This is a genomic window from Secundilactobacillus malefermentans DSM 5705 = KCTC 3548 (assembly GCF_001436395.1).
GTDB lineage: Bacteria > Bacillota > Bacilli > Lactobacillales > Lactobacillaceae > Secundilactobacillus > Secundilactobacillus malefermentans.
In genome coordinates this window covers 49148-62532 of sequence record NZ_AZGJ01000001.1, presented here as the reverse complement: position 1 = coordinate 62532, position 13385 = coordinate 49148, and the positions used below count along the sequence as shown (strand labels likewise).

Below are 13385 nucleotides of genomic sequence, written 5' to 3'. Positions count from 1 at the left end.
AAATCCCTTATTTTCAAAGTAACCGAAGCTATTCGGCCTTCTTTTTTGTTTCAGGCAACTCATCAGGAAGCCCTTTTACCTTCTCAACAAATTTTCGTTCAGCCTCAATCATGTCTGGTGTTTCGGTAGTCAACAAACTGTTTGGCATGTCGTCAACGTTGGCAAACATTTCAATATGACGAGGTAAATCGATAAATTTCATAGGTGCATCCCCACCATACTCGCCATCCAAATTGATCATCATTTTAGAGTTTACGGGTTTCGCAACCAACTTGTTCGTCTTCTTATAAATGATTCTTGGATCATCGACATGCTTACCGCCAGTTAACACAAGAACCATTAGATGAAGCATTTCAGCCAGGTTACTTGTCTTAACGATAATCATTGTAAACTTGCCGTCATCCAAAGATGCATCTGGAACAATTTGTTCAAACCCACCAATGGAGTTCGTGAGTGCCAAAAGGAACATTGACGCCTTTCCTTTATATTCACCACCATCATATTTCAAATCCATTTCAATTGATTTCATTTGGGGAAGTAATTCCGCTCCCTTTACTAAGTAAGCGAGATAACCAAATATTGACTTCAAATTGGATGGAACGTCGTAAGTGAGTTCGGTTAAAAGTCCGCCGCCCGCAATATTGATGAAATAATTATCACCAGCCATGCCAATATCCATGTTAATGGTCTGTTTCTTCAGTACAATTTTGGCAGCAGCTAGTGGATCCTCTCGAGGAATATGCAGGGCACGGGCAAAATCATTCGTTGTTCCAGCCGGAATAATTGCCATTTTCGGTCGCTTTTTCAAACCGGCAAGTCCGTTAACGACCTCGTTTATGGTGCCATCTCCTCCGGCAGCAACGATTAACTCAAAGCCCTCTTTTGCAGCTCGATTTGCTTCATCTTTTGCTGAATTTGGCTTTGGTGTCGTTGCGTATGCGCTAGTCTCGTACCCAGCCTGTTCAAATACCGCTAGTATATCAACGAGATCGTTCTTTAACGCTTCCCTACCTGATGATGGATTATAGATGATTCGTGCCCGTTTACGCATAATTTTCCTCCAGTGAGTTTAACCTTTCAACGAGGCTATGAGTAATTTGTTGACGACTTGTGGGTTGGCCTTACCATGAGTTTGTTTCATGATTTGTCCAACTAAGTATCCAACGGCTCTATCCTTACCATTATTAAAGTCCTCAATTGATTGTTGATTATCTGCTAAGATTGCATCAATAATCGGTTGAAGCTTTGCTGGATCAGACAATTGAACCAATCCGTGAGCCTCAACGAATTGCTTTGGTTCATTTCCTTCAGTGATTCCTTTGAAAACCTTTTTAGCCATCTTTGATGAAATAGTTCCGTCAGAGATAAGCTTTACCATTCCGGCAAGGTTATCAGGAGTTAGTTTTGTATCTTGCAAATCTAAATGATTGTCATTTAAAAAGGCGTTTACGTCTCCTTGGAGATAATTGGCTGCCATTTTAGCATCGGCACCCGCATTAACCGTCGCATCAAAAAAGTCTGACATTTCCTTTGTTTGGGTTAAAACCATTGCGTCATAGTCCGTAACGCCTAAGTCATTCACATATCGATCACGACGGTTAGCTGGCATTTCTGGCATTGAATCACGAACCTCTTTAATCCAGTCGTCAGAAATCTCTAAAGCTGGAAGATCAGGTTCAGGGAAGTAACGATAATCATCGGAACCTTCCTTAACTCGCATCAAAATAGTTTTACCGCTATTTTCGTCAAAACGGCGAGTTTCTTGCTGAATTGTTCCGCCAGACATCAATACTCGTTGCTGACGTTGCTCTTCAAACGCAAGACCTTTTCGAACGTAATTAAATGAGTTCAGGTTCTTCAACTCAGTCTTTGTCCCATATTCCTTTTGACCGATTGGTCGTACAGAAATATTAACATCGACCCGCATAGAGCCCTCTTCCATCTTAACGTCGGAAACTCCGGTAAATTGAATTCGTTGGCGCAGAGCTTCCAGGTAAGCGTATGCCTCATCTGGAGAACTAATATCTGGCTTCGAAACAATTTCAATCAATGGTGTCCCTTGACGGTTCAAATCAACGTACGAGTGGTCCCGTTCATGTGTGTTTTTACCGGCATCTTCTTCAATATGCATTTCGGCAATTCCGATTTTCTTTTTATTGCCTTCAACTTCGACTTCAATCCAGCCATCATGAGCGATCGGCTTTTCAGCCTGAGTAATCTGGTAAGCCTTTGGATTATCTGGATAGAAGTAGTTTTTACGATCAAAGTGGTTATGCTTTTCGATATCGGCATGAAGTGCAAGTGCTGCCATAATACCTGAAGCTACAACGCCTTTATTAGTCGTTGGTAATACCCCAGGATAACCCCAATCAATTACGTTGGTATTAGCGTTAGGCTGATCACCAAATTCTACGGGTGATGGACTAAATATTTTTGAGTTTGTTTTTAATTCAACGTGGACCTCAAGTCCAATTGTCGTTTCAAAGTTCATTAAGCTTGGCCCCCTAACTCAGGTGTTTTCTTATGGAAATCAGTATTTTGTTCGAATACGTATCCAGCTTTGTATAGTGTTTCTTCATCAAATGGTTTCCCTATCAGTTGTAACCCAATTGGCATTCCATTACTAAATCCTGCAGGAATTGACATTCCTGGAAGTCCAGCAAGGTTAACTGGAATCGTCAAGATGTCGTTCATGTACATCGTCATTGGATCTGAAATTTCAGCACCAATACTAAAGGCAACTGTAGGTGCAACTGGACCCATGATGAAGTCATGATCTTCCATGACCTTTTGGAAATCACGAATAATTAACGTTCTAACTTTTGCGGCCTTCTTGAAGTATGCATCATAAAATCCTGCTGAAAGTGAATAGGTTCCCAGCATAATTCGACGCTTTACTTCATCTCCAAAGCCCTCAGAGCGAGATTTAACGTAGACATCTTCTAAGTTCTTTACGTCATCAGCACGATAGCCATAACGGATACCATCAAATCGCTGTAGATTAGATGATGCTTCTGAAGAGGCGATAATATAGTAAGCAGCAACACCGTACTTGTTGTGAGGAAGAGATACCTCATCAACGGTTGCACCTAGCTCACGGTATTTATCTGCCGCTGCAAGAACAGCGTTCTTAACGTCCTCATCGACACCCTCACCAATAAATTCCTTTGGTAAGCCAATCTTCATCCCTTTAACAGTCGTTTTTTCATTCAATTCAGCTGCAAAGTCTGGGACTTCTTTGGTTGATGTTGTCAAATCATGATCATCATGCCCAGCAATAGCAGAAAGTGCGACCGCATTATCTTTAACTGAACGAGTAATTGGTCCAATTTCATCCAAACTTGAACCAAAGGCAATTAAGCCCCAACGAGAAACTCGTCCATATGTAGGCTTCATTCCCACAACACCATTAAATGATGCTGGTTGGCGAATTGAACCACCCGTATCTGAACCAAGTGCCAATGGAACTTGACCAGAAGCCACTGCAGCAGCAGATCCACCGGACGAACCGCCAGGAACTTTCGTCTTATCCCAAGCGTTTGTCGTCACTTTAAACGCTGAGTTTTCAGTTGAACCACCCATGGCAAATTCATCCATGTTGGTTTTACCAACATTAATCGTTTGCTTAGCAGCTAACTTCTCAACTGCAGTTGCGCTATAGATTGGCTTAAAGTTTTCAAGCATCTTTGAGGCGGCCGTTGTCGTTAAGCCTTTTGTTACTAAATTATCCTTAATTGCGACCGGAATCCCTGAAAGAAGGTTTTCTGGATCAATCCCTGCCTTATCAATTTCTTGGGCGGTCCTAACGGCTTCGTCTTCGTTTAAATTTAAGAAGGCTTGGGTCGTTTGGTCCGTTTGCTTCATATTGGCAAATGTCTGTTTCGTCAATTCTTCAGCAGTTATTTTTTTATTCACCAAATCATCGTGAAGACTAGTTAAATCTTTATCAAAATAATTCATGCTTAATCCTCACTTTCATCAATAATGGTTGGCACTTTAATATAACCATTTTCAGTTTCTGGGGCGTTTGCTAATAGGGCTTCCTTTTGATTCCAATTGTCAGCAACATCTTCCCGCATAACGTTTAACTGGTCACTAACACTCGTTGTGACTGGGACATCAGTTGTATCAACTTCATTCAATGTTTCAAATAGCCCAATAATATCACCCAATTGATCAGTGAAATAGTCTAATTGTTTGTCATTTAGCTCAAGCTTTGCTAACTCAGCAACGTGTTTAACTTGGTCCTGCGAAATGTTATTTGCCATTATAGATCCTTCTTTCTTAATTCACATTTAATCATTAAAAGCTCATCTAACTAGTTTACCACAACGAAATATTGATTCATCATCTTAATAGCTATTAAAAACGTGAGACGTAAATTTCTTGGCTTTAGCCGTTCTACTCAAGAAGCTCTGAACACCGTCCGTAGAACTAACTGTAATGTCGATTGGGACATTAGACGGCAGATACTTTTGCGCCGCTGATTGTAGGTATTGCGTAAAATTAATGATTTCAGTCTGACTATAAAATTGGGTCGTTATCTTGATATTCATTCCATCAAGTTGCTTATCCGTGTACTGTGCTTGGGCAGTAACCCCACTTAAATTAGGAAAGAAATCTTCTACTTGAGATTTAAAATTAGTGAACGAAGTTGTGTCATTTGTGTTTGGAGAGGATTGGCTATCAGAAAGTGGAAAAACGTAACTCTTCTGATTAATTGACTTCCAAGAACTAACAGATGTCGATTCATTTTTATTAACAGAGTAGGAGAAGAAATTCCCACCGACTAAACTATCGTTAGAAGCCTGTTTATAAAGAGCAATAACGATTGGCACATTTTTCAATGCTGATTTTTTACGTAATCTACTTAATACTTCATTGGCAATTTTCCTACCCTGTGCTTTAACTTGCGCATTACTAATATCAGTTTCATACGTTGCACCGTACTGTGCTTTCTTGTAATAATCGACAGAATTAATACCAATTCCTATCGTAATGCCACCCAGCGTGAGCTTACTGTCCTTTTGAATCATGTAGTCTTGTTCTTCAATCTGTTGCAAATATATGGGATTTCTCTTTGTTGGGCTAGTTGACCCATTACTTTTAGGATTTAAACCATCAGGGTTCGATTTTGACTCGCGATCTAACCAATTACTGACGGTTGACTTGCTAAGATATTGACCTTCTCGAAACGCATACTTACTCGTTGAAAACTCATTTTTCGAGACATTCAATAGTCCGGTTTCAAAGCTCTTCAAGTTCAATTGGTTGTCAGCATTTTGGGTGTTGCTAACCCCTCTAGACTTGCTCGTCACATATTTTCCATTCTTAATAACGCCTTCGTATTGGGAATCATCTGACTGACCCGTTAATTGAGTCCCCTTTGAAGTTGACGTTCCACCTCCTGAAGACATAGAAGAACTATCTAAATTTCCACAGGCGCTCAAAAACAAGATGATTCCTAGCAAACTAACAATTAATCTTATTCGCTTCACGGCTAATTTTCCTCCTAATTTGCTGCAACATTTAATCAGCTTTTGTCCATTTCTTCAATAAATCGATCTTCATCCCAAACCTCTATGTTAAAGGATTGAGCCTTCTTCAATTTACTACCAGCATCTTTACCAGCAATGACCAAATCAGTACTCTTCGAAACACTCCCAGTTACTGAGGCACCACGATTCGTTAACCACTCACTTGCCTCTGGTCGGGTCATTTGTTCAAGCTTGCCAGTTAGAACGACCCGTTTAGCATTAAATGTGCTTGAAGGGTCAATTATTTGCTCCGAACCACTTGTATAAGTCATGTTTATTTCCAGTTCCTTTAATTCGCTGATAAGTTGCTGAACTTGACCATTAGCAAAGTAGGTCGTAATGCTATCTGCGATAACCATGCCCATGGAATTAATTTCAGCAATTGTTTCTCCATCAGCCTGCATTAAGGCATCTAAAGTTTTAAAGTGCTCCGCAATCAATCGGGCCGCTTTATTTCCAACATGCCGAATTCCTAACCCAAACAAAAGTCGTTCGAGTGAATTATTGCGACTATTAGCGATTGCTGTCAATAGCTTAGCAGCCGATTTCGCACCAAATTTATCTAAAGTTAATAACTGATCCTCAGTCAACCGATATAAATCTGCAATATCTTTAACAAATTGGTGCTCAAAAAGCTGGTTCACAATCTTTGGGCCTAACCCGTCGATATTCATGGCGTTTCGTGAGGCAAAATGGTTCATCCCCTCAGCTAGTTGAGCCGGACACTTGGGATTAATACATCTTAAAGCGACTTCTTCATCTAAATGAACGAGGTCGGCACCACATGAGGGACAATGAGTTGGAATCTCATATGGCGTGCTGTCGGCGGCTCGTTTATCCGCGACATACTCCGAAATTTCTGGGATGATGTCGCCGGCTTTATGGAGTAAAACGGTGTCTAACAATCGAATATCCTTTTGAATTAAATAATCTGGATTATGCAAAGACGCTCTTCCCACAACCGTTCCCGCTAACTTTACTGGATCCATGATTGCAGTGGGAGTGACAACTCCGGTACGGCCAACCGTCCATTCAATATTTCTAACCACTGTTTCGGCCTCTTCAGGAGGAAACTTATAGGCAATTGCCCAGCGTGGTACCTTGACCGTAGCGCCTAAAGAACGCTGCAGTTGTAATGAATTTACTTTGATAACAATGCCATCAATACCATAAGCCAAATCGCTTCGCTTTCGTTGAAATTCATCAACATAGGCGTCGATATCAGCCACATTATTGGCAACCCGATAGGTCGGATTTATCGTAAATCCTAAATCATGAAGTTCTTCTAGCATTTCAGCCTGAGTTCGAGATTCTAGTGGATCAAATGACGCCACATTATACATAAACGTACTGAGCTTTCGAGAAGCAGTTACTTTAGGATCGAGCTGCCGTAAGCTCCCAGCAGCAGCGTTACGCGGATTTGCGAATACCGCTTCGCCATTAGCCTCGCGAGTTTCATTTAGTTTGGCAAACGATTCTTTGGGCATGTAGCATTCTCCACGAACATCGAGATTCAGCGGTCTTTTTAATTTAGTTGGAATTGACGGAATCGTTTTAAGATTCTTGGTAATGTCCTCACCAATTGAGCCATTTCCTCGCGTGGATCCTTGAACTAAAATTCCATTTTCATATCGTAAGGAAATTGCTAACCCATCTATTTTAAGCTCGCAATTGTAGTCAACTTTTCCCCCAACATTATTGGTAATTCTATTTTCAAATTCAGCCAATTCAGCTTCAGAAAAAACGTCTCCCATGGAGAGCATTGGAATTTCGTGCGTCACCTTAGAGAAATCAGAAATAACCTCATCCCCAACCTGCTGCGTTGGTGAGTCTGGTGTGATCAGGTCGGGATAGTTGGTTTCAATTTCAACCAATCTTTGATATGCCTTATCATAAGTAAAATCTTCTACAACAGGGTTGTCCTCTGTGTAATAGGCAATTCCCCACGCTTGAAGCTGTTTCCGTAGCGTTTCTGCTTCTTGACGAATTGATTCAGTTGCTTGACCTGCCATTTCCGACCCTCCAGTTCTAATTTTCTATTTTTTTAATTGGGGCAAATGATGCTAAGAGCCGCTTAATGCCTTCAGACGGGAACGCAATGTCCAATTCCATGTCTTCACCGGTTCCAGTCACCTTAACAACGGTACCCGTTCCCCATTTTTTGTGTTCAACTTTATTTCCAGTTTGCCAGTTAAGTTTGTCAGCACCACTTCCAGCATTAACCACCTTAGTAGCTGACTTGGTTCCCACTCGTCGATAAGACGTTGACGTTGACCGAGCTTGTGGGCCATCAAATGGCAGTTTCTTACCGCCAGCCGTTTGAGTTGGTTCGTTATCAATATGAAGTAACTCTGGCTCTATTTCCTCCACAAATCGGGATGCAGGATTGTTTTGGCGGCGACCATAAAGCGTTCTTGAATACGCATTCGTTAAGTAGAGCTGCTTTTCCGCACGTGTGATTCCAACGTAGGCAAGTCGTCGCTCTTCTTCAAGCGCATCATCCTCTGTAATTGCGCGAGAAAGTGGAAAAATTCCTTCTTCTAATCCAACCAGGAAGATAACTGGAAATTCCAGTCCCTTTGCCGCATGAAGAGTCATCAAAGTGACCTGATTTTGATTTTCATCAACATCATCTTGATCCGACACCAGTGCCAAATCAGAAAGGAAATCTGCCAGTTGGCTTCCAGCTTCACTAGCCTCTTCATCCCACGTCTGATCGAATTTCTGAGTAACAGACTTAAGCTCCTCAAGGTTTTCAATACGTGATTCAGATTCAAGTGACTTAGATGCCTTTAAAGCGGCCATATAGCCAGTTTTCTCTAGGACTTGCTCCGTTAATTCCGTCACGTTCATCTTTTTTGCATCCTCTTGCAATTGACGAATCGTTTCACCAAAGGACACAATTGCATTTTGGGCTCTACCAGTTAAATCATTCGCAATTTCAGCATTCTGAGCTGCTTCTAACTCTGACCAGTTATTATAGTTCGCAAAATCACGTAGTTTATCCAGACTGCCGGAACCAATTCCCCGCTTAGGTTCATTGATTACTCTTTCCAAACTAATTGAATCAGCTGGATTAGCAATCAGCGTCAAGTATGATAGAACATCCCTAATTTCTTTTCGATCATAGAACTTATGGCCACCAACCATTGAGTAAGGAATGTTGGCCTTGAGCAAAGTTTCTTCAATTATTCGAGACTGTGCGTTAGTCCGGTATAAAATTGCAAAATCGTTATATTTTTCATTTTGTTCCTTGATGCCCTCTTGAATCTTCGAGACAACGTAGTGGGATTCATCATTCTCACTTTGGGCACGGTAATACGAAATTGGGTTTCCTTCACCATTTTCAGTCCAAAGATTTTTATCCTTACGATAGGCGTTATTTCCAATAACGTCATTTGCAGCCTGTAATATTCGTTTCGTTGAACGATAGTTTTGTTCAAGTAAGGTGATGTGGGCACTTGGATAATCTTTTTCGAAATTCATGATGTTGTCCATATTGGCACCACGCCAACCATAAATACTTTGATCTGCATCACCAACAACACAAAGGTTTTGATAACCCTTTGCCAACAAATTAACCAGTGTGTATTGTGCATCATTTGTATCCTGATATTCGTCAACATGGATATATTGAAATTTATCTTGATATTGTTTTAAAATTTCAGCTTCCTGATTAAACAACTTGATTGTCAACATAATCAAGTCGTCAAAATCAACTGCCTGATTTTGCGCGAGTTGCTTTTGATAAGCCTCGTAAATTTCGGCCGCCTTTTCTTCAAACGGACCACTCGCTGATTTTCGAAAATCACTCGGCGTTTGTAATGAATTTTTGGCATTTGAAATAGCACCCAACACGGCTCTAGGATCAAACTGTTTTGGATCTAAATTTAAATCCTTCATAATCCGTTTGACTAGTGTTCGCTGTTCGCTTGTATCCGCAATTGTAAATGCACGATTATAGCCTAACAAATCAATATGACGTCTTAAAATCCGGACACAAAGCGCATGAAAGGTAGAAGCCCACACATCATTGCCGCTTTCTCCCAGTAATTGGACAATCCGAGTTCGCATTTCTTTTGCTGCTTTATTTGTAAACGTAATTGCTAGGATTCGCCAAGGCATAATCCCCTTCTCTTCAATTAAATATGCAATTCTATGGGTTAACACTCGCGTTTTACCACTGCCTGCTCCCGCCATGATTAATAACGGTCCCTCGGTTTGAAGAACGGCTTCTTGCTGCTTGTCGTTCATTCCTTTTAATAAACTTTCTTTAGACACGCAAAATTCAACCCTCTCTTGAAAATAGTCGTTTCAATTATAGCAAAATTTCATGTTAACTGCTGAGATTTCATTGCAGTCATTCTAAAAAAATAAGCTGACAAATGTCAGCCCATTAGTTTTATTGATTATCCGTTGCTTTTGATTGATTCCAGATTCCAGTATCGTCTAGCTGATCCAATGCTTCATTTAGGTCAACCGCCTGTAAAATAACGTTTCCAGCTGAATGGCTATCCAATTGACCATCAGCTTTAACATTCCGATAGAAAGTAAAATGCCAGTTATTTTTAAGAACCCATTGGGTATTAATCGCAGCTAACTGCTTAGTCGTAAAGGGTGCCAAAACAGTTGGCATCAACGTTTGTGGCTCACTTAATGGTAGACCAGCAATTGCTCGTAGATGTTGTTCATATTGATTAACCGTTGTGCCACGATCAAATATCTGCCCCGTTTGGCTGACAGCTGGTAAAATCCTTTTAACGTAAATATTGTCATTTTGCGTAATTGTAAAGCTAACTTCAAATAGTCCCGTATATTGAATGTTTTGGGTCACTTCATTTGAAATTCGACGCAATTCCTGAGCGATTCCAACATCTAATTGAGTCGGAATAAATGTCCACTGTACAATGCCCTTATTTCGAACCGTTTCAACAATTGGGAAAAGAACCGTTTGTCCATCCTGCCCCCTGGCCATTGTAATGGACAGTTCACGCGAGTTCGGTACGATTGACTCTAGAATGTAGGTCCCAAAATCAAGTAGTCCAGACGCTTTCGCAATGTCAGTCTGGGTATTGATGATGAGTTCCTTTCCATTAACTAAATCCTTTTGAATTGGCTTCAAAACGCTTGGATACCCAATTGAATTGATGGCTTGATAAACATCATCCAAACTTACAATCGTTGCATACGGCGCGATGTTGACGTTTAGTTGTTCAAAAAATGCGCGTTCCAATAGCCGATCTTGAGACATCTCAAGCATCTCAGAACCTTGAGGAACACTCGTAAATTGTTCCAAATAGCTAATGACATCGGAACTAACGTGCGTAGAGGTAAAGGTTACAACCTGACACCGTTCTGCAAATTGACGTAGTTTCTCCTTGTCATTTAGCTCTCCAACAACTTTAAAATCAGCCAATTGCAACGTTTCACTGGCTTCATCGGAACCATAGGCACCAACTTGAAAGCCGATTTTTCTTGCAGCTGTGACTAACCTAGGTCCACTAATATTGTCACCAATTATTCCAATTGTGTCATTAGGATATAAAATAGCCTTATTCACCTCAACTCACTACTTTCTTATAATATTAATCCTAATCTTAAGGGTCGCTTTGTAATATTTCAAGCGTTACGCCCAGTCTTTACCGATTCCTTATCCTTTTGACCCAGAATCCTCCAGAAACAAATTTTGGTTCATAGGAAATTGTAAAGGCTTTGGGCTCCGCCTCTTTCACTATTGCGTATAAATGACGCTCCAGCTTACGAGGTGTCAAAATTTCCAGCACCAACCGCTGACCTTCCAAGCCGGATGCGGCACTTTGAGTCACCCCAAATCCGTTTTCTCGTAAAATTCCGGGTAGCTGGGTGTCCGTTTCGGGTAGGATTACGGTAACCATCATGTAGCCTAATGCTAGCTTATCTTCAATGATGATTCCGACCCAAACACCAACACCATATCCTAGGGCGTATGCCAGAATGTTCCAGTAATTGGTCAATCGATCTAAAACAAGTGATAATCCGATGACGTAAACGGTGATTTCTACAACACTTACTAGTGGCGCTAAATTTCGATACCCTTTCATTGTCAGTAAAAATCGAAGCGTGTTTAACGTAATGTACACTAAATTAACGAAGAAAATGAGTAGTACTATCGGCCAATGAATTGCCATATTCTACATCCCTTCTATAAATGACTTAGTCCTGAACAAACGTCACTTCATTATTCGCAAGTGATGCTATTCTTGCAAGAGCTTCAACATGAATACCTGTTTTTTCAAGCATTTTACGGCCCTTTTGAAAACTCTTTTCAATAACGACACCGACACCGGCAACTTCAACTTTAGCAGCTGATGCAATTTCTAAAAGTCCTTGGACCGCTTGTCCGTTTGCCAAAAAGTCGTCGATAATTAGGACGCGATCATTTGGTAAAATGAAACGCTTGTCAACGCTAATTTTGTTGCTAACTTGTTTCGTATACGAGTACACGGTTGCTGTATACAGATTATCAATGAGCGTTAATGATTTATGCTTTCGGGCAAACACAACTGGAACATCCATCTGTAAGCCGGTCATGACTGCGGGCGCAATTCCTGACGATTCAACCGTTAAAATTCGGGTAATTCCTTCATCCTTAAAGAGACGTTTAAATTCGCCACCTAATTCGTACATTAATTTTGGATCAACTTGATGATTTAAAAAATTATCCACCTTTAGAACTTCCCCGGGTAGGACAGTCCCATTTTTGCGAATCATATCTTCGAGCAGCTTCATTGAAATACCTCCATAAATTTTAGTAACTTTGATCGTAGCGATCCAGTCGATAGCGTTTTATTAGCGTTATCAACTTTTCAGGATAATTTGGATCTGTTGCGTAACCGTCCTTATATAACGCCTTTGCAGCTTGCTTATAGTTTGTAGCCTCTAATACTGAATGATACTGACTGGAATTCCAATCCGTTCCATTAACAAAAAGCTTGGCGTGAGCAACCATTGACTCCTCATCACTGCTGAAGCGACGAAATTTGGCTTTAATGGTGACCCATTTGCCATCGTAATACTCTTGCGTTGCCAAAACTTTTCCAACCTGTTTTGAACTTGCTTTAATTCCAAACAGATTATGGTATTGCGATGCCAGGGTACTATTACCCCAATCCGATTCTAAAATTGCCTGGCTCAGGGTAATGCTTGCTAAAACATTGTATTGCTTCTGCAATTTTTGAGCTTGCTTCGCCTTTTCTTCAATAAATCGCTGGTGTTGGCTTGTTGTTTTCACTGATGTAACCTGCACGTGCGGTTCACGAAGCGAGAGTAAGTGGTTTCCAAAAAGAGCAACCATGCCCAGGAAAATGATGAGTAGTAGCAGCTTCTGCCACGTCTTATCTTGCCGACGTTTTCGTTTTTTGGTCAAGAATGATTGATCCTTCCTCATTGTTTTCTTCAGTTTAACCGATAACCGAAGTCATTGACAATGCCCTTTTTATTTTTACCAAAAATTTGCAGCACATTAATTGACAAAAATCGCCAATTCAGTTACATTACAGAGCGATGATTAAAAATTGGGAGATGGAATTGAATGAACATTGGTGATGAAGTTTCTTTTAAGCTTGATGGTGAATCATTTACTGGATTTATCGATAAAGCTTATCAAAACTCTTATATGGTCACATTTAAAGCAGACAATCCAGAAATCGTGGATAAGTATCACGACCGTGTCGTAATCAACAATAAAAAGCTAACACTCATCAAGGCCGCTCCTCAGCCAGAGGTTGATCCAGAAGCTGACGATTCTTCCGAAGATGAAGAAAAGTAATTAAAAACACTTGGTAAATTAGGGTAATTCCCCCATTTACC

The 13385-nt window shown here is 40.7% G+C and carries 12 protein-coding genes; 1 reads left to right on the top strand and 11 read right to left on the bottom strand.

Annotated elements, in window-relative coordinates; translation table 11 throughout:
* Positions 1-28: 28 nt before the first annotated feature.
* The 11 genes from FD44_RS00370 to FD44_RS00320 form a co-directional block, all read right to left on the bottom strand.
* Positions 29-1051 (bottom strand): diacylglycerol kinase, encoded by a 1023-nt coding sequence (locus tag FD44_RS00370; protein ID WP_010619639.1) that lies wholly within the window; start codon positions 1049-1051, stop codon positions 29-31.
* A gap of 18 nt (positions 1052-1069) precedes the next feature.
* On the bottom strand, positions 1070-2491 hold the full coding sequence (gene gatB / locus FD44_RS00365) for an Asp-tRNA(Asn)/Glu-tRNA(Gln) amidotransferase subunit GatB (RefSeq protein ID WP_010619638.1): 1422 nt from the start codon (positions 2489-2491) through the stop codon (positions 1070-1072).
* Complete coding sequence (gene gatA / locus FD44_RS00360; RefSeq protein ID WP_010619637.1) at positions 2491-3960, bottom strand: Asp-tRNA(Asn)/Glu-tRNA(Gln) amidotransferase subunit GatA; 1470 nt, start codon at positions 3958-3960, stop codon at positions 2491-2493. Before gatA ends, gatB begins: the two co-directional genes overlap by 1 nt.
* Before the next feature lie 2 nt (positions 3961-3962).
* The gene (gatC, locus tag FD44_RS00355) at positions 3963-4268 is read right to left on the bottom strand and encodes an Asp-tRNA(Asn)/Glu-tRNA(Gln) amidotransferase subunit GatC (protein ID WP_010619636.1); all 306 of its coding nucleotides are present in this window, start codon (positions 4266-4268) and stop codon (positions 3963-3965) included.
* Positions 4269-4352: 84 nt separating this feature from the next.
* On the bottom strand, positions 4353-5498 hold the full coding sequence (locus FD44_RS00350; RefSeq protein ID WP_010619635.1) for a CamS family sex pheromone protein: 1146 nt from the start codon (positions 5496-5498) through the stop codon (positions 4353-4355).
* 35 nt (positions 5499-5533) lie between these two features.
* A complete protein-coding gene (gene ligA / locus FD44_RS00345) occupies positions 5534-7549 on the bottom strand; it encodes an NAD-dependent DNA ligase LigA (protein ID WP_010619634.1) in 2016 nt (671 codons plus the stop codon).
* 16 nt (positions 7550-7565) lie between these two features.
* The gene (gene pcrA / locus FD44_RS00340) at positions 7566-9818 is read right to left on the bottom strand and encodes a DNA helicase PcrA (RefSeq protein WP_010619633.1); all 2253 of its coding nucleotides are present in this window, start codon (positions 9816-9818) and stop codon (positions 7566-7568) included.
* Between the two features lie 121 nt (positions 9819-9939).
* On the bottom strand, positions 9940-11097 hold the full coding sequence (locus FD44_RS00335; protein WP_010619632.1) for an ATP-grasp domain-containing protein: 1158 nt from the start codon (positions 11095-11097) through the stop codon (positions 9940-9942).
* Between the two features lie 79 nt (positions 11098-11176).
* Entirely contained in the window at positions 11177-11704 is a 528-nt protein-coding gene (locus tag FD44_RS00330; protein ID WP_010619631.1) for a DUF2179 domain-containing protein, read from the bottom strand.
* Between the two features lie 25 nt (positions 11705-11729).
* Positions 11730-12305, bottom strand: coding sequence for a xanthine phosphoribosyltransferase (locus tag FD44_RS00325; RefSeq protein ID WP_010619630.1), 576 nt, complete (start codon positions 12303-12305; stop codon positions 11730-11732).
* A gap of 19 nt (positions 12306-12324) precedes the next feature.
* A complete protein-coding gene (locus tag FD44_RS00320; RefSeq protein ID WP_010619629.1) occupies positions 12325-12942 on the bottom strand; it encodes a glycoside hydrolase family 73 protein in 618 nt (205 codons plus the stop codon).
* Between the two features lie 165 nt (positions 12943-13107).
* On the opposite strand from FD44_RS00320, the gene FD44_RS00315 reads away from it, so the two are divergent.
* Complete coding sequence (locus FD44_RS00315) at positions 13108-13344, top strand: hypothetical protein (protein ID WP_010619628.1); 237 nt, start codon at positions 13108-13110, stop codon at positions 13342-13344.
* Positions 13345-13385: the final 41 nt, after the last annotated feature.

Coding starts and splice junctions, on each gene's coding strand:
- gatC (WP_010619636.1), bottom strand. CDS start 4,268: ATGGCAAATAACATTTCGCAGGACCAAGTTAAACACGTTGCTGAGTTA.
- FD44_RS00370 (WP_010619639.1), bottom strand. CDS start 1,051: ATGCGTAAACGGGCACGAATCATCTATAATCCATCATCAGGTAGGGAA.
- FD44_RS00315 (WP_010619628.1), top strand. CDS start 13,108: ATGAACATTGGTGATGAAGTTTCTTTTAAGCTTGATGGTGAATCATTT.
- FD44_RS00330 (WP_010619631.1), bottom strand. CDS start 11,704: ATGGCAATTCATTGGCCGATAGTACTACTCATTTTCTTCGTTAATTTA.
- FD44_RS00325 (WP_010619630.1), bottom strand. CDS start 12,305: ATGAAGCTGCTCGAAGATATGATTCGCAAAAATGGGACTGTCCTACCC.
- gatA (WP_010619637.1), bottom strand. CDS start 3,960: ATGAATTATTTTGATAAAGATTTAACTAGTCTTCACGATGATTTGGTG.
- gatB (WP_010619638.1), bottom strand. CDS start 2,491: ATGAACTTTGAAACGACAATTGGACTTGAGGTCCACGTTGAATTAAAA.
- ligA (WP_010619634.1), bottom strand. CDS start 7,549: ATGGCAGGTCAAGCAACTGAATCAATTCGTCAAGAAGCAGAAACGCTA.